The organism is Pseudomonas citrullilanati (genome assembly GCF_030580855.1).
GTDB classification, from domain to species: domain Bacteria; phylum Pseudomonadota; class Gammaproteobacteria; order Pseudomonadales; family Pseudomonadaceae; genus Aquipseudomonas; species Aquipseudomonas citrulli.
This window is the reverse complement of the sequence record NZ_JAUQOP010000016.1, coordinates 45,134-68,113: the sequence shown is the minus strand read 5'-3', so window position 1 is coordinate 68,113 and position 22,980 is coordinate 45,134. Positions and strand designations below refer to the sequence as shown.

The following is a 22,980-nucleotide window of genomic DNA, read 5'->3' as shown; positions in this document are numbered from 1 at the left end:
TGCTCGCGATAGGTGCGACGCGGTCTCAATGATTGACGGTATACGCCAGCATCATCGAAATCTGCGACATCGGCCGCCCACCACTTTCTTCATGCCACTGGTTGAAGGCAGCCTGCACCGTCGCCAGGTCCCGCAGGCTCGTGGGGACCTTGTCGATGATGTCCTGGGCATTGAGCGCGGCCACCACGTCATAACTCGGCACGAACGTGTCCTTGCCCATCATCCGCAGGAAACGCGGTGCCGACAGGCCGCCCAATTGATGGCCGTGCTTTTTCAGGTAGGTCCACAGGCCGACGATGTCGGTCACCGGCCAGTCGGCGATCAGCGCGCCGAAGCTGCCCTTTTCGTGGGCCACGTCCAGGATCAGCTGGGCGTTGCGCGGCACGCTCTTGAGCTTGCCCAGGTGGCGGATGATCCGCGCGTCCTGCATCAGCCGCTCCAGGTGCTCGGCACTCATGAGCACGACTTTTTCCGGGTCGAACTTGAAGAACACTTCCTCGAACGCCGGCCACTTGGCATCCACCAGGCTGTGCTTGAGGCCTGCGCGAAAGACCCGTAGCGCCAGGGTCGAGAGGTAGCGGTCATCACTGATCTTGCGTAGTTGCGCCGGGGTCTTGGGAACCGGCAGGTGGGCTTCCAGTTCAGCCGCCGAACCGAAGCGGTTCAGACAATACTCGTGCAGCCACTTGTAATCGCGCATGCCCTCTCCTGGGGTCGGAAATGAAAACGGCGCTCGCGAGCGCCGTGCAATTGAGGCGTTGACAGCGTCAGAGGTTCACCACGTTGACGAAGCGCGGGGTCGCGTTTTCGTCGATGCGCAGGCTGGTGAAGTCGAACAGGTTGCGGTCCGCCAGCTGCGAAGGGACGACGTTCTGCAAGCCGCGGAAAATGCTCTCGGTACGGCCCGGGGTCTTGCGTTCCCACTCCTGGAGCATTTCCTTGACCACCTGGCGCTGCAGGTTCTCCTGGGAACCGCAAAGATTGCAGGGGATGATCGGGAATTGCTTGAAGTCCGAATAAGCCTGGATGTCTTTCTCGTTGCAGTAGGCCAAGGGCCGTATTACCACGTTGCGCCCGTCATCGGCCCGCAGCTTGGGCGGCATGGCCTTGAGGGTGCCGTTGTAGAACATGTTCAGGAAGAACGTCTCGACGATGTCGTCGCGGTGGTGACCCAGGGCCATCTTGGTCGCGCCGATCTCGTCGGCGAAGGTGTAGAGCGTCCCGCGCCGCAGGCGTGAACACAGCGAGCAGGTGGTCTTGCCTTCGGGAATCAGCTCCTTGACCACCGAATAGGTGTCCTTCTCGACGATGTGGTATTCCACGCCCAGCGATTCGAGGTAGGCCGGCAGCACGTGCTCGGGGAACCCCGGCTGCTTCTGGTCCATGTTCACCGCGACGATGTCGAACTTGATCGGGGCAACCTTCTGCAGGTGCATCAGCACATCGAGCAGGGTGTAGCTGTCCTTGCCGCCGGACAGGCAGACCATGACCTTGTCGCCGTCCTCGATCATGTTGAAATCGGCGACCGCCTCACCGGCCAGGCGGCGCAGGCGCTTTTGCAGTTTGTTCTGGTTGACCGTGAGAGTGCCCATGACGCGAAATCCGTGAGGTGTGACGAAGGGCCGGCATTTTACGCAAAAAACTTGCTGTCGGCGAAGGCTGATGACATGCGCTTTTGTGGCGAGGGGATTTATCCCCGTTGGGGTGCGAAGCGCCCCCAAATTCGCAGCTTCACCGTGGTGCCAGACCTGACGAAGGGGGCCGCTGCGCAGCCCAGCGGGGATAAATCCCCTCGCCACAAGTGTGAGTGTTCGCCGAAAGCGATGTACAGATCCATCGGCGATTACCCCGTCAGTCGACAGCGCGATTTGCTCTAAGCCTGCCATCCCACAGGGCATGAGTCCTTTCTATACTGCGGCATAAGGTCGCACACACATACAGACCTTTACTTACTTGGCCACTTGGCCCGTAGGCGCTCCGTTGGGGGGCGATGGCAATAACAAAGGAGTGACTGACTATGATCCATCATGTCGTGGGGCTCTTTACCCACCCTGATCAAGAATGGAAGGAGATCCGTGGCGATCAGGAGGAAAGCATCAGCCACATGTACCTGACCCACACGCTGATCCTGGCGGCCATTCCCGCGGTGTCGGCGTTCATCGGCACCACGCAGGTGGGCTGGGTCATCGGCAATCGCCCGCCGGTGATGCTGACGCAGGAAAGCGCGCTGTGGATGACCGTCATGTCGTACCTGGCGATGCTCGGCGGCGTGGCGGTGATGGGCGCCTTCATCCACTGGATGGCGCGTACCTACGATGCCAATCCGAGCCTGGCCCGTTGCGTCGCGTTTGCCACCTACACGGCGACCCCCTTGTTCATCGGCGGCCTGGCGGCGCTCTACCCGCACATGTGGCTGGGGATGATCGTCGGCACGGCGGCCATCTGCTACACGGTCTACCTGTTGTACGTGGGCCTGCCGACCTTCATGAACATTCCCCAGGACGAAGGCTTCCTGTTCTCCAGCTCGGTGCTTGCCGTCGGCCTGGTGGTGCTGGTCGCCATCATGGCGTTCACCGTGATCGTCTGGGGGTTGGGCGTCGGCCCGGTGTACACCAATTGAACCGCAAGCCCCTCCAATAACAAGCAAACCTGCCAACACAGGCCGCCGCAAGGCGGCCTTCCTGTCTGCGGACGGAGGAAAACGACCGCCGGGCAGCCAGGCGATTCGCAACGGTCGGCGCTTGCGGCATACTCGGGTTTCTGGAGACCCGTACAGCATGCTCGAGCAACTCAATACCCGCGTCGAAGAGTGTTACCAACAAGCCGAATCCTTTTTCAAACGTCCCTTCAAACGCCCGGTGGTCAGCTTCAAATTGCGTGGCCAGAAAGCCGGGGTCGCCCATCTGCATGAGAACCTGCTGCGCTTCAACCCGCAGTTGTACCGGGAAAACGCCGATGACTTCCTCAAGCAGACCGTCGCCCACGAAGTCGCGCACCTGATCGCCCACCAGCTGTTTGGCGAGCGCATCCAACCCCATGGCGAAGAGTGGCAATTGATCATGCGCGGCGTGTACGAACTGCCGCCCAATCGCTGCCACACCTACGAGATCAAGCGCCGCAGCGTGACCCGCTACATCTACAAATGCCCCTGCGATGGCAGCGACTTCCCGTTCTCGGCCCAGCGCCACCGCCTGGTGCGCCAGGGGCGGCGATATTTGTGCCGTAGCTGCCGCAATACCCTGGTGTTCAGCGGGGAGACGCGGGTGGAGTAAGTTTTTGTGGTGTGTGGGCTGGCCCCATCGCGAGCAAGCTCGCTCCCACAGGGGTTTTGTGAACACCATAGATCCAGTGTGGGAGCGAGCTTGCTCGCGATGACTGCCTGACAGACGCTACAAAACCACCCCGCGCTTACGCAACGCTTCGATCCGCTGCGCACTGAACCCCAACGCCTCCAACACCTGATCGGTATGCGCCCCGAGCCTTGCGCCAATATGCCGGGGCTCGGGCAGCCCTTGGGAAAACTTCAATGGGCAGGCCATCTGCGCCTGGCTCGAACCATCGCCCCGGGGCACCTGGGTCACCACGCCACGGGCCTGCAATTGCGGGTGCCGGACCGCCTCTTCCAGGTCCAGCACCGGCTCGACACAGGCGTCGATGCCCGCGAACAACCGGCACAGCTCGGCGAAATCGTGCTTTTCGAACTCCACTTGCAACGCCTGCTTGAGCGCCCGTTGTTGCACGGGGTCGGGCGAAAGGCCCTGGGCCGCCAGTTCCGGGCGTCCCAGGGCCGCGCACAGGGCCTGCATGAAGGCCGGTTCCAGGCTGCCCACCGACATCCAGCGACCGTCCCGCGTGCGGTAATAGTCGTAGAAGCTGCCGCCGTTGAGCAGCTGGTCCTCGAACCCGGGGGTTTTCCCGCAAGCCAGGTAACCGGCCCCGGCCAGGGCGTTGAGGCTGAAGGCACAGTCGGTCATGCTGACGTCCAGGTGCTGGCCCTGCCCGGTCTGCTGCCGGGCGATCACCGCAGCCAACAGCCCGATCACCCCATGCAGCGAACCGCCGGCAATGTCGGCCGCCTGGATCCCCAGTGGCAACGGCCCGCTGTCGGCGCGACCGGTATGGCTGGCCAGGCCCGCCACGGCGAGGTAGTTGATGTCGTGGCCGGCGCGGTCCTTGTATGGCCCGGTCTGGCCATAGCCGGTGATCGACACGTAGATCAGCCGCGGATTGATGGCCTTCAGCGCGTCGTACCCCAGGCCCAGCCGCTCCATGACTCCGGGGCGGAACTGTTCCAGCAGGATGTCGTGGTCGGCGAGCAAGGCCTCGATCACCGCCCGCGCCTGCGGCTGCTTGAGGTCCAGGGCAAGGCTGCGCTTGTTGCGGTTGAGGTAGGCGTGGCTGGCCGAAACCCCTTGGTCATGGGGCGGCAATATCCGCAACAGGTCCGGCCGGGTCGGCGACTCGATGCGCAGCACCTCGGCGCCCATGTCGGCCAGCAGCAACGAGGCGAACGGGCCGGGCAGCAGGGTCGAGAAGTCCAGAACCTTGAGCGATGCCAGTGGGCCTTGCATGGGCGATCTCCGACGGGGGTGATGGCTGAAGACTAGGCAGGGGTTGGCGGTGGGGCAATCACCGCAGGTGTCACAAGAGATGACCATTGCGCTCAGTGCTGCCACGGATCCCTTGTGGTGCCACGGATCCTTTGTGGCGAGGGGATTTATCCCCGTTGGGGCGCGCAGCGCCCCCAGGATTTCATCTGCCACCCGGCGTGTCGGATCAGACGCAGGGGGCTACTGCGTAGCCCAGCGGGGATAAATCCCCTCGCCACAAAAGCGCTCTCACCACAAAACACTCTAGGCTGAAAACGAGGCGCAATAAAAAAACCCGCCGAAGCGGGTTTTTCATTGCAACGTGCAGATTACTTCACGACGCCAGGGGCAGACGATTCAGCCGCCACGATCTGCTCGTCGTCTTCACGGACGTCGGAGATGCCGCGACCACCGGAAGCCAGCTCGGCATGCAGTTGGTCTTCATCCAGCTCCTTGACCCACTTGGCAACCACGATCGTGGCAACGGCGTTGCCCACCAGGTTGGTCAGGGCACGGGCTTCGGACATGAAGCGGTCGATACCCAGGATCAGCGCCAGGCCGGCCACCGGCAGGTGACCCACGGCCGACAGGGTGGCGGCCAGTACGATGAAGCCACTACCGGTCACGCCGGCAGCGCCCTTGGACGACAGCAGCAACACCAGCAGCAGGGTGATCTGGTGGGTAATGTCCATGTGGGTGTCGGTGGCCTGGGCGATGAACACCGCGGCCATGGTCAGGTAGATCGACGTACCGTCGAGGTTGAACGAGTAGCCTGTCGGGATGACCAGGCCGACCACGGATTTCTTGGCACCCAGGCGTTCCATCTTGATCAGCATGCGTGGCAGGGCCGATTCCGACGAGGAAGTGCCCAGCACGATCAGCAGCTCTTCACGGATGTAGCGAACCAGCTTGATCACGCTAAAGCCGTGGGCACGGCAGATGGCACCCAGCACGACCAGCACGAACACCACGCAGGTGATGTAGAAGCAGATCATCAGCTGGCCCAGTTGCACCAGCGAACCGACACCGTAGGCGCCGATGGTGAAGGCCATGGCACCGAACGCACCCAGGGGAGCCAGTTTCATGATCATGTTGATGATGATGAACATGACGTGGGCGAAACGGTCGATGAAGTCCAGTACCGGCTTGCCGTAGGCACCCAGGCGATGCAGGGCGAAACCGAAGAGCACCGAGAACATCAGCACTTGCAGGATATCGCCGTTGGCGAACGCGCCGACGATGGTGTTGGGGATCACGTTGAGGATGAAGGCGATGATGCTCTGGTCTTTACCGGCGGAGATGAAGCCGGCGATCTTGCTGGTGTCCAGGGTCGTCACGTCGATGTGCATGCCGTTACCCGGTTGCACGACGTTGACCACGACCAGGCCGATCAACAGGGCGATGGTGGAGACGATCTCGAAGTACAGCAGCGCATAGCCGCCCGTCTTGCCGACCGACTTCATGTTCTGCATGCCGGCGATACCGCTGACGACGGTACAGAAGATGATCGGGGCAATGACCATTTTGATCAGTTTGATGAACCCGTCACCGAACGGCTTGAGGGCAACACCGGTCTGCGGGTAGAAGTGGCCGAGCAAAATACCGATGGCAATGGCTACGATCACCTGGAAATACAGGGATTTGTACAGGGGCTGACGAGTCGTCATGGCAAACCTTCCTCAAGCGTCCCGTGCGACAACATCCACCTGTCGTCGACGAAACCTCAATTGCGAACCCTCCTGCACTGGAGGGATTTGTTTTGTCGGCTGCACGCGGCAGACCTACCTAACACATCGCAAAGCGCGTGCCATTTTTGCGAAATCGCCTACATCCGGTATAGCAGACGGGCCGGCGGATTCCACAGGGGTTTAAACAGGGCGTTCGGGGTGGCGGTTTTCCGCCCACTGGCCGCTTCCCGCTCCGGAATTTGGCGGATATCCGCCTTGTCCAAGTCCTTCGCGCTGCTACCATCGCCCGCTTAACGGACGGATTTTCTTGCCATGCGCCAACGCACGATCGCCAGCCATTTCGCCCGCGCAGCCCTGGGCGGCGCGCGGCGACAAGGGTTCGATTACCTGCCCCTGCTGCAACAACTGGGCATCAGCCCCGAGCTGTTGGAAGAGTCACGGGCGCGCATCGCGCCGGAACAGTTCGCGCGCTTGTTGCAGGCGCTGTGGCAACAACTGGATGACGAATACCTCGGGTTCGGCCGGGCGCCGAGTAAACCCGGGACGTTTGCGATGATGTGCCACGCGTTGATCCACTGCCGCACCCTGGGCAAGGCGCTCCAGCGCGGCCTGTTGTTCTACGGCCTGTTCCCCGACGCCCCGCGGCTGACGCTGGAAACCGAAGGCGAGCGGGTCCGGCTGGTACTGGACGACTCGACATTGTGGGACCCGGATCATTTCCTGAGCGAAAGCCTGCTGGTGATCTGGCATCGCCTCGGCAGTTGGCTGATCGGCCAGCGGATCGGCCTGGAGCAGGCGACCTTCAGCTATGCCAAGCCCGCCCACGCCGCCGAGTACGACTTGCTGTTCCCCTGCGCGCAGGTGTTCGAGGCGCCCGCCAGCAGCCTGTTGTTCCACAGCCGCTACCTGGACATGCCCTTGTTGCAGGACGAACGCACCCTCAAGCACTTCCTCGAACGCTCCCCCGCCGACCTGCTGTCGCGCCCGGACGATGGCCACAGCCTGAGCAGCCAGCTGCGCCGCCTGCTCAGCCGCGACACGGCCCGCTGGCCCGACCTGGACAGCGTGGCGGCCCACCTGCACATCAGCCCCCAGACGTTGCGCCGGCACCTGCGCGAGGAAGGCACCAGTTTCCAGGCGCTCAAGGATCAGTTGCGGCGGGATATCGCCATCTATCACCTGGGCCAGGCACAGTTGTCGTTGCAGCAGATTGCCGAGCAACTGGGATTCTCGGAACCGTCGGCGTTCCATCGGGCGTTCAAGAAGTGGACGGGGGTGACGCCGGGGGCTTATCGAGAGCAGGAGATTTGAGTGGTGACTTCCAGTTCCTGCGGGGTGCTGCCCCGTGTGGCGAGGGGATTTATCCCCGTTGGGCTGCGCAGCGGCCCTAAAGCAGTGACTCCAGCTACCTGGCACACCGAGTTGTCTGTTTGGGGGCTGCTACGCAGCCCAACGATAAATCCCCTCGCCACAGAGGCCCGCACACAACGAAATGTTCAAGTCAAACCACCGGAAAATGAATCCGGAACGCCGCCCCGCCCAGTTCCGAATCCCCTAGGGTCAGCCGGGCGCCATAGCTTTCGATGATGTCCTTGACCACCGCCAGGCCAATCCCCTGCCCCGGGTGCTGGCGGTCCAGCCGTTCACCGCGCTGGAGAATCCTCGCCCGCTGATCCGGCGGCACGCCCGGCCCATCGTCCTCCACGCACAGCTCCGTGCCGCCGTGGGTCTGGTGGACGCTGACGCGCACGGCCCCCAGGCAGAGGCGATAGGCGTTTTCCAGCAGGTTGCCGAGCATTTCCAACAAGGCGCCCTGCTCGATCGGCACCTGGCAGTGCTCCGGCAGGTCGAACCCGACATCGACCCGTTTATCGCGGTAGACCTTGTCCAGGGTGTCGCACAGGCTTTGCAACACCGGGCGCAAGGGCACCTGATGGCGCACCAGCCCGCTCTTGCGCAGGCTGGCGCGCTGCAACTGATAGCCTATCTGCTGGCTCATGCGCTCGATCTGGGCTTGCAGCACCCAGGCCTGCTCCCGGTCCGCGGGGCGCCGGGCCATGTCTTCGCTGACGCCCTGCAACACCGCCAGCGGGGTTTTCAGGCTGTGGGCCAGGTCATCGAGGGAGTCACGGTAGCGGCTGCGCTGCTCGCGCTCGCTGTACAGCAAGCGGTTGAGGGAACCGGTCAGGCGCAACAGCTCCCGGGGGTGCTCGGTGCTGAGGCTGTCCCGGGCCCCGCTTTCGATTTCGTCCAGCTCCTGGCTCAGGCGCCGCAGGGCCCGCAGGCCCCAGGTCAGGCCGATCCACAACAGCGCCAGCAACACCAGCAGGGCCGCGCCGAAGCCCAGGTAGAGATTGTCCCGCAGCTCTTGCAGGGTCACCTCGTAGTCGCGCACCGGTTGCAGGGTGACGATACTGAACGCCGCGCTCTGGCCACCGAGCAGTTGGATCTCGACGTCATAGACGAAAAATTCCTGGCCGTCGTTCTCGCGGATCCGCGCGAACTGGTTGCCCTGGCCGTCGTAGCGCGGGGTGTAGTTGATGTTTTCTTCCCGGGTCGCCTTCGACCGCCACACCAGCCGCCCATCGCGGTCATAGATGTAGCCCAGCAGCCGGGCATCGGCGAGGTTGAAGCGCTCGTCGGGCAGTTGCGCCGGCATCTTCAAGTGGTTGTTCTCCACCCGGGCGGCGGAAATCAGCGTGGTCACGTCCGACGCCAGGCGCTGCTCGATGGATTCCTGCAACGCCAGGCTGAACGCGCCCTGCATGGCCGGCAACAACGCCAGCATGAACAACACCGCCAGGGTCATGGCGGCCAGCATCAACCGCACTCGTAGCGAACGAATCACTGGCAGCGCTCGTTGAACAGGTAGCCCAGCCCCCGCACGGTGTCGATCGGCTTGAAGCTATTGGGGGCCTCCAGCTTGCGGCGCAGGCGCCCGACCAACACTTCGATGACATTCGGATCGCGCTCGTCGTCATCGGGATACAACTGTTCCATCAAGCGGTCCTTGGCGACCACCTGCTGGTGATGACGCATCAGGTATTCGAGGATGCGGTACTCGTAGGCGGTCAGCGCCAGCGGCTCCTGGTCCAGGGTCGCCTGCTTGCGGTTGAGGTCCAGCAGCAACGGCCCGGCGACAATGGTCGACTGGGTGAAGCCACTGGAACGACGCAACAGCGCATTCAGGCGCGCCTCCAGCTCCTCGAACTGGAACGGCTTGACCACGTAGTCGTCGGCCCCGGCGGCCAGGCCCTCGACCTTGTCCTGCCAGTTGCCGCGGGCGGTCAGGATGAGGATCGGGAACGTCTTGTCCTGGGAGCGCAGCCGGCGGATCAGTTCCAGGCCGCTGATACCCGGCAGGCCCAGGTCGATGACAGCCAGGTCGTGGTTGAATTCCGCGACCTGGTACAAGGCCTCTTCGGCGTTGGCGACGGCCTGCACCACGTGGCCGCTGTCGGTAAGACGGGTTTGCAGGTGATGACGCAACAGCGCCTCGTCTTCGACGACCAGTAGTTTCATGAAGCCCCTCCCAAGGCGAATCGAACGATCAGGCACTGTATGCCGCAACGAAAGGCGCCGGATCGTCCTGGCCGATCCGGCGGGCCACCCTCAGCCTAGAACGTGTAGTTGGCGGACAGGTAGGTCTGGGCGCTGCTGGTCAGGTCCAGCGAACCGACCTTGTCGCCACCGTGGGGGCTCATTTCGGTGCTGGCGTTGCTGCGCAGGTAACGGTAACCCAGTTCTACCGAGGTGTTCTGCGAAATTTGCTGCAAGACGCCGCCCTGCAAGCCCACCGCGTAGCCGATGTCGCTGTCGCGGCTGTAGCCGGGGGAATCCTGGGTCAACTTGGTCAGGCCTGCCGTGCCGCCGCCGAACAGCTTGGTGGTGCTGGTGACCGGGTAGAACACATCGTAGCTGCCCAGCAGGTTCTCCTGGCGCAGCTTGATGCCGTTGTGGGTGCCCGAGACATTGTCGTAGGTGGCGTAGTAGCGCCCCTGGTCGTTCTGCTTGCCGAGGCGAATGCCGTAGGTGGTGTCCTTGCCGATGATGCCGTCGGCGTTCGGATGGCCCAGGTTGTCGTTCAGGGCGTCGGATTTCTTGACCTTGTCGCTGGTCTGGCCCAGGGTCAGGCTGGCGAAATTGTCATCGGCGTGGGCCATGGCGCTGGCGCCCAGCACCGTGAAAGCCAGTAGCAGTTTCTTCATCGCGGTCATGATCAAAGTCCTTTCAAGCGTGGGTGGTGGGTGAAGTCGCCGTCACGTTAACCAGCGGTCCCTGAACACCCCTTGAACGTTCTCTGAACCTGGGCTGAATGAATCGGCTAGAGTGTCTTGTCTCGCACGACCCCCATTTCAAGGAGAACCACCATGCGCAGGTTGCTTGCCGTTGTACTGCTGGCCCTTGGCGGCGTGAGCCACGCCGCCATCCAGACCCAGGAGATCCCCTACACCAGTGCCGACGGCACCCAGCTGATCGGCTATTACGCCTACGACGATGCCGTCAAGGGGCCGCGCCCGGGCGTGGTGGTGGTGCACGAATGGTGGGGGTTGAATGACTACGCCAAGCGCCGGGCCCGCGACCTCGCCGGCCTGGGCTACAGCGCCCTGGCCATCGACATGTACGGCGACGGCAAGAACACCGAGCACCCGAAGGACGCCATGGCCTTCATGCAGGCGGCCCTCAAGGATGGCAAGGCCGCCAGTGCGCGCTTCCAGGCCGGGCTCGACCTGCTGACGAAACAGCCCCAGACCGACCCGGACAAACTGGCCGCCATCGGCTACTGCTTCGGCGGCAAGGTGGTGCTGGACGCCGCACGCCAGGGCGTGCCGCTGGCCGGCGTGGTGAGTTTCCACGGTGCGCTGGTGACCAACACCCCGGCCACGCCCGGTAGCGTCAAGGCCAAGCTGCTGGTCGAGCATGGCGCCCTGGACAGCATGGTCACCGAAGACAACGTCACCGCGTTCAAGAGCGAGATGGACAAGGCCGGCGCCGACTATAAATTCGTCAGCCTCGAAGGCGCCAAGCACGGCTTCAGCAACCCTGACGCCGACCGCCTGAGCCACGGCGAGCATGGCGGGCCGGACATCGGCTACAACAAGGCCGCCGATGAAAAATCGTGGGCGGACATGCAGGCGTTCTTCAAGAAGATATTCTGATTACATCCTGTGGCGAGGGGATTTATCCCCGCTGGGGTGCGAAGCGCCCCTCAGTCCGGCCGCCATCGCAGCGTGTCAGGCCTTACAGAAGGGGGCTGCTACGCAGCCCAACCGGGATAAATACCCTCGCCACAAAGGCCGAGTTGTCCCCCGCCCCCCAGACTGGCCCCTACCCAGCCTGCACCTAACCCGGCAAAATGCCCGACATGAACGCACTCCCCACCCTGCCCGCCTGTTGCTCGCCCCTGGATGATCGCTGGCTGTTGCCCGACGCCCTGCCCGATACGGTGCTGCTGAGCACCCGCTTCGACCCGTTGCTGTTGGTGGGCACCGACTTCCCCAACAGCGGTATCGAACCGCCGGTAAGCATCCAGCGCTCGGTGGCCAAGCGCCAGGCCGAATTCCTCGCCGGGCGAATCTGCGCCCGGGCGGCATTGCAGCGGCTCGATGGCCAGGCCTGTGTGCCGGCCATCGGCGAGGACCGCGCCCCGGTGTGGCCGGCTCATGTCAGCGGTTCGATCACCCACGGCACCGGCCGTGCGGCCGCCATCGTCGCCCGCAAGCGCGACTGGCGCGGCCTGGGCCTGGACCTGGAAAACCTGCTCGAACCCGAGCGCGCCGAACGCCTGTGCGGGGAAATCCTCACGCCGCCAGAGTTGCAGCGCCTGGCCGCGCTCCAGGGCAATGACCGGGCGCTGCTGGTGACCCTGACCTTTTCCGTGAAGGAAAGCCTGTTCAAGGCGTTGTACCCGATCGTCGGGCAGCGCTTTTATTTCGAGCATGCCGAGGTGCTCGACTGGTCCCGCGACGGCCAGGTACGGCTGCGGTTGCTGACCGACCTGTCGTCCGAATGGCACCATGGCCGTGAACTGCAGGCCCAGTTCGCGGTGAAGGATGGGCAGTTGTTGAGCCTGGTGGGGATAAGCGCCTGAGATTTTTGGTGTTTGGGAGGGCCTCATCGCGGGCAAGCCTTGCTCCCACAGCAAGCCACACTTAAATGAGGGAAAACTGATCTGTGGGAGCAAGGCTTGCCCGCGATGGCGGCTTACCATTCACCCGCGTCCTCAAGACCTGTCCTGATGCCTCGGCCAACTCAAGCTGAAGCACGCCCCGCCCAGGTTCTTGCTCTTGCCGATCAACGCCCGGCCGTCGTGCCAGTGGATGATCCGCCGCACGATCGACAGGCCCAGTCCATGCCCGCCCGAGGCCCGGGCGCGGCTGTCGTCCAGGCGCAGGAAAGGCTTGAAGATCCGCTCCCAGGCCGCCTCCGGCACGCCCGGCCCGTCATCCTCCACGTCCACCCGACAGCGCAACTGGCCCACCTGGTAGCTGACGGTCACCCGCGAACTGGCGTGACGCATGGCATTGCCCACCAGGTTCTGCAAGGCCCGATGCAGGAACCGGGGCTCGGCCTCGACCCAGGCACCGTCGCAATCGGCGGCCGACAGGCACAGGCCGCGCTCGACGGTGACCCCGGCCCGCAACGGGCCCAGTTCCTCGATCACCTGGTTGACCAGCGCATCCAGGTCCACTCGCTGGAAATTCAACGCCGGTGAGCCCTGTTCCAGACGCGCATAGGTCAGCATCTCGTCCACCAGACGATCCAGGTCCTCGATGTCGTGGTCCATGCCCGCCAGGTATTTGTCCCGGGCCTGGGGCGTGGTCGCCGTGCCGAGCATTTCCAGACCGAAGCGCAGGCGCGCCACCGGCGTGCGCAATTCGTGGGAGACCGCCCGCACCAGCTCACGCTGGATCGCCAGCAACTGCTGCAAGTGTTCGGCCATGCCGTTGAACGCCGCGGCCAGGCGCCCGACCGAGTCGGCCCCGCGGGCCGGCACCCGGGTTTCCAGGCTGCCCTGGGCGATTTGCGTGGCCGCCGACTCCAGGCCGCGCAAGCGCCGCTCCAACTGGCGCACCAAGAGGTAGACGATCAGGCCGATCAGGCTCAACCCCAACGCCGCGATCAGCACCAGCCATTGCGGCGGATAGGGGTTCATCTGGTACAGCGGGCCGATCTCCAGCACCCACGGCGTACCGACCATGCCGGCGAACACGCGGATCGAGTCGCCGCCCTTGCCCAATGCCATCACCGTATCGCCCTCGGACACCCGACGGCGCTGGTCTTCGTCCATGTCCGCCTGTTCGGCGGTCATGAGGCGCAAGTCGAAACCGAAGCCTTTTTCCTCCTTGAGCTGGGCCAGTCGCCGGGGCTGCTCGCCCACCGGGTAGCGCACCAGTTCGTCGGCCAGCAGGTAAATGGTCGCCCGGGCCAATTGCTCGCTGATTTGCTGGACTTCCCCCACCAGCATCAACTGCTCGCCATCGCTGACCAGCCGGTAGACCTTCGCCGCGTGGGGCCCGGTCTGCTCGACCAGCGCCTGGCCACGCAGCACGCGGGTGCGCTGGCTGAGGTCCAGGTGAGTCTGGGTGAACGTCTGCAAGGCCAGGGGGATGCCCAGCAAGCGCCCCCAGACCACCAGGGCCCGGTGCCGTTCGGTGTCGTTCATCGGTCGCAGGTTGTCGGCCATCAACGAGAACGTGCCATGGGCCAGGCGCTCGCGGTATTGCTCGCTGCGAGCCTGGTTGAGCAGGTGCAGGGCCAGCACGCCCAGCACTGCCACCAGCACCAGCGCCGCGCACATGCCGCCATAGATACGCAGGAAGATCGAGTTCACGGCGCCGCGTCTACACAGGCTTCGGGCACGAACAGGTAGCCCTTGCTACGCACGGTCTTGATCAGCCGTGGATGGTCCGGGTCGTCGCCGATCTTGGGGCGGATGCGCGAAATGCGCACGTCGATGGAGCGGTCCTGGCCGTCATAGCCGATACCGCGCAGGGCGGTGAAGATTTCTTCCCGGGACAGGATGCGCCCGGCATTCGACACCAGCAACCACAGCAGGTCGAACTCGGCGCTGGTCAATTCGATGCCGTTGTCCTGCAACCAGGCCTCGCGCAGGGCGTTGTCCACCACCAGCGGGCCGAATCGCAGGCGTCGCGGTTTTTGCGCGGGGGACGTCTCCGGTTCACTGCGTCGCAGCAGGGCCTGGATCCGGGCCAGCAGCAGGCGTGGGCGCACCGGCTTGCAGACGTAATCGTCGGCGCCCAGGTCCAGGCCCTGGATCTGATCGGTGTCGTCGGTGCGGGCCGTGAGCATCAGGATCGGCCCATCGTACCGCTCGCGCACCTTGCGGCAGATGCTCAGGCCGTCCTCGCCAGGCAGCATCAGGTCAAGGACCACCAGGTCCGGCTGCTCGGCAATGATCCGCCCCGCCGCCACCGCCCCGTCGCCCTCGATGGCGACGCGCAGGCCGTGGCTTTCGAGGTACTCGCGGGTCAGCTCGGCCAGACGCTGGTCATCCTCGACGATCAATACCTGCCAGGCTTCTTGTTCCACTGAGGGCCTCGTCTTGCTGCGAATATAAAAGGAAGGATCAGCACAAAACCCTGTGGCGAGGGGATTTATCCCCGCTGGGCTGCGCAGCAGCCCCGAATTGCCAACAGGTGCATCGGACAGAACGCAGGGGGCCGCTTCGCGACCCAACGGGGATAAATCCCCTCGCCACAAAGAGCGCCAAGTACAGCGCCTCCCCTCTTTTTGTCATGTTAAAGGAGGAGAACATGTCCGACGCACGGGCCGATTGTATAAACGTGGCCTGCGCAGAAAACAAGCGAACAAATGCGTTTCGATCGGCTGGGTTTTATGTGGTAACGTCCGCGCCCGCAAAAACCATCGGGCTGTTTTCGGGTGGTTGAAAACGATGAAAAAAGCCTCGCTCCAGCTAGGTCGCGGCCTACAGCGCCGTTCCACGTTTCTCACACAAATTACGCACAGGCTTATCCACAGGTAGTACGTTGCATTCCCCCCCCAAAACGCATTATCTTGTAGCCCGCCGCGTAAAAAACCCTACATGTAGGGGTTTTGGCCAAAACCCAAACACTAGTTGGACAGAGATTTCAAGCGCTTTTCCTGCTTCTGTCCAACTGAAACAACCGCGTTTCCCCAAGCCCAGACCGCCCCTGCGGATGGCGACTGTTTCGAGGTCGAAAACGACCGAAACGGTACGGGTGTTGCAGTTCATCGCTGCCCCCTGCAAATCCGGTTTCGAGCCACGCTCGCGACCCGAGAACTTCGGATGGAAACAGCGCCAGACGCCTGTTTCCTACTGTCCCGAAGTTGTTATGCCCGGCGCCAGCCGGTTGTAGTGCTTCAGGACGGAACGGTGGGCACCGTGATGGTGCCCAAACAAACATAGAGACTGTGGAGACACCCATGCACACCGACACAACTCGCGAGAACCCGCAGGGCACCGCGCCGCTGGCCGCCGATTCGAGCCCGGATCTGTCCGCCACCGCACCGGGCCAGCTGCGTGTGATCAAGCGTAACGGCACTGTCGTTGCTTACACCGATGACAAGATCACCGTCGCCATCACCAAAGCGTTCCTTGCAGTTGAGGGTGGCACCGCCGCCGCCTCGTCGCGCATCCACGACACCGTGGCCCGCCTGACCGAACAGGTCACCGCGACCTTCAAGCGTCGCATGCCTTCGGGCGGCACCATCCACATCGAAGAAATCCAGGACCAGGTCGAACTGGCCCTGATGCGTGCCGGCGAGCAGAAAGTGGCCCGCGACTACGTGATCTACCGTGACTCCCGCGCCAAGGAACGCGCCACCCGCGCCCCGGCCGACGCCCCGGTACAAGCCCACCCATCGATCCGCATCGCCCGCGCCGACGGCAGCCTGGCGCCGCTGGACATGGGCCGCCTGAACACCATCGTCAGCGAAGCCTGCGAAGGCCTGGAAGAAGTCGACGGCGACCTGATCCAGCGCGAAACCCTGAAGAACCTCTACGATGGCGTCGCCCTCAAGGACGTCAACACCGCCCTGGTCATGACCGCGCGGACCCTGGTGGAGCGCGAGCCGAACTACTCCTTCGTCACCGCCCGCCTGCTGATGGACACCCTGCGCGCCGAAGGCCTGAGCTTCCTGGAAGTCGCCGAGAGCGCCACCCACCACGAGATGGCCGACCTGTACGCCAAGGCGCTGCCCGCCTACGTGGCCAAGGGTATCGAATTCGAATTGCTGAACCCGGTCCTGGCGTCCTTCGACCTGGAAAAACTCGGCAAGGCGATCAACCACGAGCGTGACCAGCAGTTCACCTACCTGGGCCTGCAAACCCTGTACGACCGTTACTTCATCCACAAGGACGGTATCCGTTTCGAACTGCCGCAGATCTTCTTCATGCGCGTGGCCATGGGCCTGGCCATCGAAGAGAAGCAGAAAGAAGACCGCGCCATCGAGTTCTACAACCTGCTGTCGTCATTCGACTACATGGCGTCGACCCCGACCCTGTTCAACGCCGGCACCCTGCGTCCACAGCTGTCCAGCTGCTACCTGACCACCGTTCCGGACGACCTGTCGGGCATCTACGGCGCGATCCACGACAACGCCATGCTGTCCAAATTCGCCGGTGGCCTGGGCAACGACTGGACCCCGGTGCGCGCCCTGGGCTCGTACATCAAGGGCACCAACGGCAAGTCCCAGGGCGTCGTGCCGTTCCTCAAGGTGGTCAACGACACCGCCGTGGCGGTCAACCAGGGCGGCAAGCGCAAAGGCGCGGTCTGTGCGTACCTGGAAACCTGGCACATGGACATCGAAGAGTTCATCGAGCTGCGCAAGAACACCGGTGACGACCGTCGTCGTACCCACGACATGAACACCGCCAACTGGATCCCGGACCTGTTCATGAAGCGCGTCTTCGACGACGGCAAGTGGACCCTGTTCTCGCCATCCGAAGTGCCGGACCTGCACGACCTGACCGGCAAGGCCTTCGAAGAGCGCTACGAGTACTACGAAGCCCTGACCGAGTACAACAAGATCAAGCTGTTCAAGGTCGTCCAGGCCAAGGACCTGTGGCGCAAGATGCTCTCGATGCTGTTCGAGACCGGCCACCCATGGCTGACCTTCAAGGACCCGTGCAACCTGCGCAGCCCGCAGCAGCACGTGGGCGTGGTCCACAGCTCGAACCTGTGCACCGAGATCACCCTGAACACCAACAAGGACGAGATCGCGGTCTGCAACCTGGGCTCGATCAACCTGCCGAACCACATCGTCGACGGCAAGCTGGACACCGCCAAGCTGCAACGCACCGTGAACACCGCCGTGCGCATGCTCGACAACGTGATCGACATCAACTACTACTCGGTGCCGCAAGCGAAGAACTCCAACTTCAAGCACCGTCCGGTCGGCCTGGGCATCATGGGCTTCCAGGACGCGCTGTACCTGCAGCACATCCCGTACGGTTCCGATGCGGCGGTGGAATTCGCCGACAAGTCCATGGAAGCGGTCAGCTACTACGCGATCCAGGCTTCCTGCGACCTGGCCGACGAGCGCGGTGCCTACGAGACGTTCCAGGGCTCGCTGTGGTCCAAGGGCATCCTGCCGCTGGATTCGCAACAGATCCTGATCGCCTCCCGTGGCGAGAAGTACATCGATGTCGACCTGAACGAATCCCTGGACTGGGCACCGGTTCGCGCCCGTGTGCAGAAAGGCATTCGTAACTCCAACATCATGGCCATCGCACCGACCGCCACCATCGCCAACATCACCGGCGTGTCGCAGTCGATCGAACCGACCTACCAGAACCTGTACGTGAAATCGAACCTGTCGGGCGAATTCACCGTGATCAACCCGTACCTGGTCCGCGACCTCAAGGCCCGCGGCCTGTGGGACTCGGTCATGATCAACGACCTGAAGTACTACGACGGTTCGGTGCAGCAGATCGAGCGCATCCCGCAGGAACTCAAGGCGCTCTACGCCACCGCGTTCGAAGTGGACACCAAGTGGATCGTCGACGCCGCCAGCCGTCGCCAGAAGTGGATCGACCAGGCCCAGTCGCTGAACCTGTACATCGCCGGCGCCTCGGGCAAGAAGCTGGACGTGACCTACCGCATGGCCTGGTACCGTGGCCTGAAGACCACCTACTACCTCCGTGCCCTGGCGGCCACCAGCACCGAGAAGTCGACCATCAACACCGGCAAGCTGAACGCTGTTTCCAGCGGCGGCAACCACGGTGACGATTCGGTCCTGGCGGCTCCCGCAGGACCTGCGCCAGTGCCAAAGGCCTGCGCGATCGACGAGCCGGATTGCGAAGCTTGCCAATAAGCTGAGCCAGTGGGCACCGAGAGGCGCCTGCTGAAAGAAAAAACCCCCGATAGACTGCTGGTCTATCGGGGGTTTCTTTTGCCTGGAGAAAAGTGGCGCCTGGACTGGCGCCATCGCGAGCAGGCTCGCTCCCACAGCAATGATGTGTACTGTCTAGTCTTTGTGGGAGCGAGCCTGCTCGCGATAAGGCCGGCACAGGCAATACAAATACCCACTCAAAAGAAAGCCCCTCTTGCGAGGGGCTCCTTGTGCAGCTTCAAGCCATCCGCGACATCAGGTCATCTGGATGATGGTCTGCATGATGGTGCTCTGGGTGGAGATGGTCTTGGCGTTTGCCTGGTAGTTGCTCTGCGCCTTGATCAGCTCGACCAATTCGTTGGTCAGGTTGACGTTGGACTCTTCCAGGGAGTTGGAGACGATCGAACCCAGGGTGCCGGTGGTTGGCGCGTCGTAGCCCGGGATGCCCGAAGCGAAGGTTTCCTTCCAGCTGGTGCCACCTACCGGTTGCAGGCCCTGCTCGTTGGTGAAGCTGGCGAGGGCGAGCTGGCCGATCGGCTTGGTCTGGTTGTTGCTGAAGTTGGCCAACAGCACGCCGCTGCCGTCGATGGTCAGGTTGGTGATCTGGCCGGTGGCGTAGCCGTTCTGGGTTGGAATCGAGCGCGCGGTGTCGGCGTTGAACTGGGTGGTGTTGGTCATGGAGATCGTGATGCTTGGCGCACTCGCGGCCCCGTTGGCAGCCCACACGCCGTTGGTCACGGTGCCCGGCACCCAGCCGGTCAACACCAGGTCGTTGTTGATGGTGGCAGGCGGAGTGCTGACCTGGGTCAGCTTGCCGCTCGAATCGAAGGTCATGGTCGAAGGCACCGGTGCGGTCGCGCCGGTCGTGGTCGGCAAGCTGCCATTGAGGTTGCGGCCGTCGATCAGGGTGTAGACGTTCCAGGTGTTGCCGGCCGTCTTGACCATGTACTGGTCCATGGAGTGCTGGTTGCCCTGGGTGTCATAGACCGGGGTGGTGAACTGCTTGGTGAACGTGGCCGTGTCGCTCGGGTTGAACGCCGCGGTGATCGCCGGAGCGGTGGAGTTCAGGTTGATCGTCGACGACACCAGGCTGGTCGCTTGTGGCGGCAGGTTGGAGGTGTCGATGCGCAGGTCGGTCAGGATGCCGTTCTGGATCTTGCCGTTGGCGTCCACACCGTAGCCCTGCAGGCGCGAGGTGCCGTCGGTGTTGGTGATGAAGCCTTCCTTGTCGGTCTTGAAGGTACCGGCGCGGGTGTAGCTCAGCGAGCCGTCGTTGCTCAGGACGAAGAAGCCCTGGCCCTGGATACCCATGTCCAGCACGTTGCCGGTGTTGTTGACGTCACCCTGGCCGAACTGTTGGGAAACGTTGGCCAGGCGCACGCCGTTGCCGACGGTCTTGCTGCCCGAACCCAGCTTGGTGGCCGAGTAGACATCCTCGAATTCCGCGCGGGACGATTTGAAACCGGTGGTCGCGACGTTGGCGATGTTGTTGCCGGTAACGTCCAGCTGCTTGTTGGCTGCATAGAGACCGCTAAGGCCGATGTTGAAAGACATTTTCCACTCCTTTGCCGGGTTAGTCGGCTCTTACATACCAATAGTTTGTACTTTGGACAGGGCGATGCTGCCCAGCCCGGCGAGGTTGAGCATCAGTTCACCGCCCGTCTGGCTGATCGTCACGCTGCTGACCGTCGCCGGCAGGTTGGTGATCAGCGACGTGGCCTTGCCGTCGATGGTGGTCGAGGCGGCGAAGGTATAGGTGCCCGATTCGACCGTCGCGCCCGCATCGTTCTTGCCATCCCAGATGAAGGCGGAGTTGCCGGCCTTCTGGCTGCCCAGGTCGATGGTGCGGACGGTCTTGCCATCCTTGTCGACGATCTTGACCGCCACGGAGGAAACCGAGGCCGGGACCACCACCGTGCCGTTGAGGCTCTTGGAGGTATCGACCACGGCCTTGTCGCCCGGGGCGATCACCGAGCGCCCGACCAGCGACGACGCCTGCAAGGCCTGGGACGAGTTGTAGTTGCCGGCGATGCCGCTCACCGTCTGGTTGAGGGTGGTGATGCCTTCCAGGCTGCTGAACTGCGCCAGCTGGGCGACGAACTCACCGTTGTCCTGAGGCTCCAACGGGTTCTGGTTCTTCAGCTGGGTCACCAGCAATTGCAGGAACGCATCCTTGCCCAGTTCTTTCTTGCCGGTCGCCGCCCCCGTCACCGAAGCCAGGCTATCGGTGGGGGTGTTGGTCTTGACCGAAGAGTTCGCCAGGATCTCGTTGAGGCTCAAGCCGCCGGTGGTGTTGGTAACGCTCATGTGGCTCGCCCCTTATCACTGACCGAGGGTCAGGACCTTCTGCATCATGGTTTTGGCGGTGTTCATCATTTCGGCGTTGGTCTGGAACGAACGACTGGCGGAAATCATGTCGGCCATTTCCTCGACCACGTTGACGTTCGGGTAATAGACGTAGCCCTTGGCGTCGGCCGCCGGATGGTTGGGCTCGTAGCGCGCCTCGAGGTTGCTCTGGTCTTCGACCACGCCCAACACCTGCACGCCCTGCCCGGCCGCGCCCTGCTCCTGGAACAGCGAATCGCTGCCGCCGCTCTGGCCGCCCTGGAACATGGTGGCGAACACCGGGTGCCGGGCACGGTAGGTCTGGTCGATGCTCGACGAGACGGTCTCGGCGTTGGCGATGTTACTGGCGACGGTGTTCAGACGAGTGGTCTGGGCACTCATGGCACTGCCGGCGATGTTGAATACGCTCGCGATCGACATGGATTACTCTCCGCGCAGGGCCGATACCAGCCCTTTGAATTTGCTGTTGAGCAGCGTGAAGCTGGCCTGGAAGTTCACGGAGTTCTCCGCGTAGTTGGACTGTTCCAGCTGGGCATCCACGGTGTTCTGGTCAATGGACGGTTGCATCGGCGTGCGATACATCAGCGACTCGTCGCCATTGCCCAAGCCTTCGGCCTCGATATGACGACTGTTGGTCATGTTCAGGGCGAAGCTGCCGTTCTTGGTCTTCTCGTTCTGCTCGGCGAGCACTTTGGAGAAGTCCAGGTCCCGAGCCTTGTAGTTCGGGGTGTCGGCGTTGGCGATGTTGTTGGCCAGGACTTCGGCACGCTGGGCGCGGAAGCTCAGGGCCTTCTCGTGGATACCGAGCGCTTTATCGAAGCTGATGCTCATGACGGAAACCTTTGGGTGACCAATGTACGTACGAGGACTATAGCAAGCGTCGTGCCACTTTCCAAAAGCCCGTAAACCGGGGCTTTGCGGGCAGCGGCAAGGCGGCAATGCCAGAAAAGCGGCAATGGGTTTCCGCTTGGCTGCCGCTTTTCTGCCGCTTCCTGCAGAACGATGCATTTCATTGTGGGAGCGAGCCTGCTCGCGATAGCGGTGTGTCAATCGACATTGATGTCGCCCGCAATACCGCTATCGCGAGCAGGCTCGCTCCCACAGGAAGAGGGTGATGGGGACATTAGTGGGCAAAAAAAACGGGAGCCCTGAGGACTCCCGATTTTTGACACGCCAAGCCCATCACTTCGCCTGGTAGATGATCCCCGGGCTGCACTGGACCATCTGGTAGTGGTCCGGCAAGCCGTTCAACGCTTCGGAGGCGCCGAGGAACAGGTAGCCACCCGGCTTCAGGGTGCCGTGGATGCGCATCAGGATGTCCTTCTTCACTTCGGCCGAGAAGTAGATCAGCACGTTGCGGCAGAACACGATGTCGAACTTGCCCAGGCTGGCGTAGCTGTCCAGCAGGTTGAACGAGCGGAACTCCACCCGGTTCTTGATCGGCGCCTTGACCACCCAGCGCCCCGGCCCTTTCGGGTCGAAGTAGCGTTGCAGGCGATCGGGCGACAGGCCGCGACCGATGGCCAGGCTGTCGTACTCGCCGGTCTTGCAGTTGTTGAGCATGGTCCCGGACAGGTCGGTGGCGACGATCTGCACGCCGCCCTTCAACTGGCCGATGTTGGTTCGCTCGAACTCGTCGATGGACATCGACAGCGAATAGGGTTCCTGCCCCGACGAGCAGGCCGCCGACCAGATCCGCAGGCGCTGGCCCGGGCTGGCCTTGATGGCCGCCGGCAGGACCTTGTTCTTCAACACCTCGAACGGATAGGTGTCGCGAAACCACAAGGTTTCGTTGGTGGTCATGGCGTCCACCACCATTTCACGCAAGCCACTGCGCGGCTGGGTCTGGATGCGCTGCACCAGCTCGCCCAACGTCTTGAGGCCCTGTTGCTCCATCAATTTGTTGAGACGGCTCGACACCAGGTATTGCTTGTTTTCACCAAGCAATATGCCACAGGCTTTTTCCAGGAAGACCCGGAACTGTTCGAAATCCAAATTACCCGTAGACAAGATACCGC

20 protein-coding genes are annotated in these 22,980 nt (G+C 63.0%); 6 read left to right on the top strand and 14 right to left on the bottom strand.

All coding sequences use genetic code 11. The annotated features are described in order from the left end of the window. Window positions 1-25: 25 nt before the first annotated feature. Window positions 26-700 carry a DNA-3-methyladenine glycosylase I gene (locus Q6A48_RS13050; RefSeq protein ID WP_304554515.1) on the bottom strand — a complete coding sequence of 225 codons (675 nt, stop codon included), beginning with the start codon at window positions 698-700 and terminating at the stop codon, window positions 26-28. 67 nt (window positions 701-767) lie between these two features. Continuing rightward, complete coding sequence (ttcA, locus tag Q6A48_RS13045; protein ID WP_053145881.1) at window positions 768-1,592, bottom strand: tRNA 2-thiocytidine(32) synthetase TtcA; 825 nt, start codon at window positions 1,590-1,592, stop codon at window positions 768-770. 425 nt (window positions 1,593-2,017) lie between these two features. Between ttcA and Q6A48_RS13040 the strand changes: the two genes are divergently transcribed. Beyond that, window positions 2,018-2,620 carry a Yip1 family protein gene (locus Q6A48_RS13040; RefSeq protein ID WP_014339766.1) on the top strand — a complete coding sequence of 201 codons (603 nt, stop codon included), beginning with the start codon at window positions 2,018-2,020 and terminating at the stop codon, window positions 2,618-2,620. 157 nt (window positions 2,621-2,777) lie between these two features. Then, complete coding sequence (locus Q6A48_RS13035; protein WP_304554514.1) at window positions 2,778-3,272, top strand: SprT family zinc-dependent metalloprotease; 495 nt, start codon at window positions 2,778-2,780, stop codon at window positions 3,270-3,272. A gap of 117 nt (window positions 3,273-3,389) precedes the next feature. On the opposite strand, the gene Q6A48_RS13030 is transcribed toward Q6A48_RS13035, so the two are convergent. Both Q6A48_RS13030 and Q6A48_RS13025 read right to left on the bottom strand, forming a co-directional pair. Further along, the gene (locus tag Q6A48_RS13030) at window positions 3,390-4,571 is read right to left on the bottom strand and encodes a CaiB/BaiF CoA transferase family protein (RefSeq protein WP_304554513.1); all 1,182 of its coding nucleotides are present in this window, start codon (window positions 4,569-4,571) and stop codon (window positions 3,390-3,392) included. Window positions 4,572-4,918: 347 nt separating this feature from the next. After that, window positions 4,919-6,256, bottom strand: coding sequence for a dicarboxylate/amino acid:cation symporter (locus Q6A48_RS13025; protein WP_304554512.1), 1,338 nt, complete (start codon window positions 6,254-6,256; stop codon window positions 4,919-4,921). A 333-nt stretch (window positions 6,257-6,589) separates the two neighbouring features. Here Q6A48_RS13025 and Q6A48_RS13020 point away from each other — a divergent pair, with 333 nt between their 5' ends. After that, window positions 6,590-7,588, top strand: a complete 999-nt coding sequence (locus Q6A48_RS13020) for an AraC family transcriptional regulator (RefSeq protein WP_304554511.1) — start codon at window positions 6,590-6,592, stop codon at window positions 7,586-7,588. A 190-nt stretch (window positions 7,589-7,778) separates the two neighbouring features. Here Q6A48_RS13020 and Q6A48_RS13015 read toward each other — a convergent pair whose 3' ends face one another. From Q6A48_RS13015 to Q6A48_RS13005, 3 genes are all read right to left on the bottom strand, one after another. After that, window positions 7,779-9,125, bottom strand: coding sequence for an ATP-binding protein (locus Q6A48_RS13015; RefSeq protein ID WP_304554510.1), 1,347 nt, complete (start codon window positions 9,123-9,125; stop codon window positions 7,779-7,781). Continuing rightward, window positions 9,122-9,799, bottom strand: coding sequence for a response regulator (locus Q6A48_RS13010; protein ID WP_304554509.1), 678 nt, complete (start codon window positions 9,797-9,799; stop codon window positions 9,122-9,124). The genes Q6A48_RS13015 and Q6A48_RS13010 overlap by 4 nt, the downstream gene beginning before the upstream one ends. 95 nt (window positions 9,800-9,894) lie before the next feature. Next, complete coding sequence (locus tag Q6A48_RS13005) at window positions 9,895-10,494, bottom strand: hypothetical protein (RefSeq protein ID WP_304554508.1); 600 nt, start codon at window positions 10,492-10,494, stop codon at window positions 9,895-9,897. A 153-nt stretch (window positions 10,495-10,647) separates the two neighbouring features. On the opposite strand from Q6A48_RS13005, the gene Q6A48_RS13000 reads away from it, so the two are divergent. Both Q6A48_RS13000 and Q6A48_RS12995 read left to right on the top strand, forming a co-directional pair. Then, window positions 10,648-11,436 (top strand): dienelactone hydrolase family protein, encoded by a 789-nt coding sequence (locus Q6A48_RS13000; RefSeq protein ID WP_304554507.1) that lies wholly within the window; start codon window positions 10,648-10,650, stop codon window positions 11,434-11,436. Between the two features lie 206 nt (window positions 11,437-11,642). Continuing rightward, window positions 11,643-12,368, top strand: coding sequence for a 4'-phosphopantetheinyl transferase family protein (locus Q6A48_RS12995; RefSeq protein WP_304554506.1), 726 nt, complete (start codon window positions 11,643-11,645; stop codon window positions 12,366-12,368). Between the two features lie 132 nt (window positions 12,369-12,500). Here the strand turns inward: Q6A48_RS12995 and Q6A48_RS12990 are convergent, their stop codons facing one another. Both Q6A48_RS12990 and Q6A48_RS12985 read right to left on the bottom strand, forming a co-directional pair. Continuing rightward, complete coding sequence (locus tag Q6A48_RS12990; RefSeq protein ID WP_304554505.1) at window positions 12,501-14,111, bottom strand: ATP-binding protein; 1,611 nt, start codon at window positions 14,109-14,111, stop codon at window positions 12,501-12,503. Next, window positions 14,108-14,830 (bottom strand): response regulator, encoded by a 723-nt coding sequence (locus Q6A48_RS12985; RefSeq protein WP_304554504.1) that lies wholly within the window; start codon window positions 14,828-14,830, stop codon window positions 14,108-14,110. The genes Q6A48_RS12990 and Q6A48_RS12985 overlap by 4 nt, the downstream gene beginning before the upstream one ends. A gap of 876 nt (window positions 14,831-15,706) precedes the next feature. On the opposite strand from Q6A48_RS12985, the gene Q6A48_RS12980 reads away from it, so the two are divergent. Beyond that, window positions 15,707-18,598, top strand: coding sequence for a ribonucleoside-diphosphate reductase subunit alpha (locus Q6A48_RS12980; RefSeq protein WP_304554503.1), 2,892 nt, complete (start codon window positions 15,707-15,709; stop codon window positions 18,596-18,598). Window positions 18,599-18,871: 273 nt separating this feature from the next. Here the strand turns inward: Q6A48_RS12980 and flgE are convergent, their stop codons facing one another. From flgE to cheR, 5 genes are all read right to left on the bottom strand, one after another. Further along, a complete protein-coding gene (flgE, locus tag Q6A48_RS12975; RefSeq protein ID WP_304554502.1) occupies window positions 18,872-20,170 on the bottom strand; it encodes a flagellar hook protein FlgE in 1,299 nt (432 codons plus the stop codon). Between the two features lie 30 nt (window positions 20,171-20,200). Beyond that, entirely contained in the window at window positions 20,201-20,923 is a 723-nt protein-coding gene (flgD, locus tag Q6A48_RS12970; RefSeq protein WP_304554501.1) for a flagellar hook assembly protein FlgD, read from the bottom strand. A gap of 15 nt (window positions 20,924-20,938) precedes the next feature. Beyond that, complete coding sequence (gene flgC / locus Q6A48_RS12965) at window positions 20,939-21,382, bottom strand: flagellar basal body rod protein FlgC (protein ID WP_212799358.1); 444 nt, start codon at window positions 21,380-21,382, stop codon at window positions 20,939-20,941. 3 nt (window positions 21,383-21,385) lie between these two features. After that, a complete protein-coding gene (flgB, locus tag Q6A48_RS12960) occupies window positions 21,386-21,793 on the bottom strand; it encodes a flagellar basal body rod protein FlgB (RefSeq protein WP_304554500.1) in 408 nt (135 codons plus the stop codon). A 351-nt stretch (window positions 21,794-22,144) separates the two neighbouring features. Continuing rightward, window positions 22,145-22,972 carry a protein-glutamate O-methyltransferase CheR gene (gene cheR, locus Q6A48_RS12955; protein ID WP_042729798.1) on the bottom strand — a complete coding sequence of 276 codons (828 nt, stop codon included), beginning with the start codon at window positions 22,970-22,972 and terminating at the stop codon, window positions 22,145-22,147. Window positions 22,973-22,980: the final 8 nt, after the last annotated feature.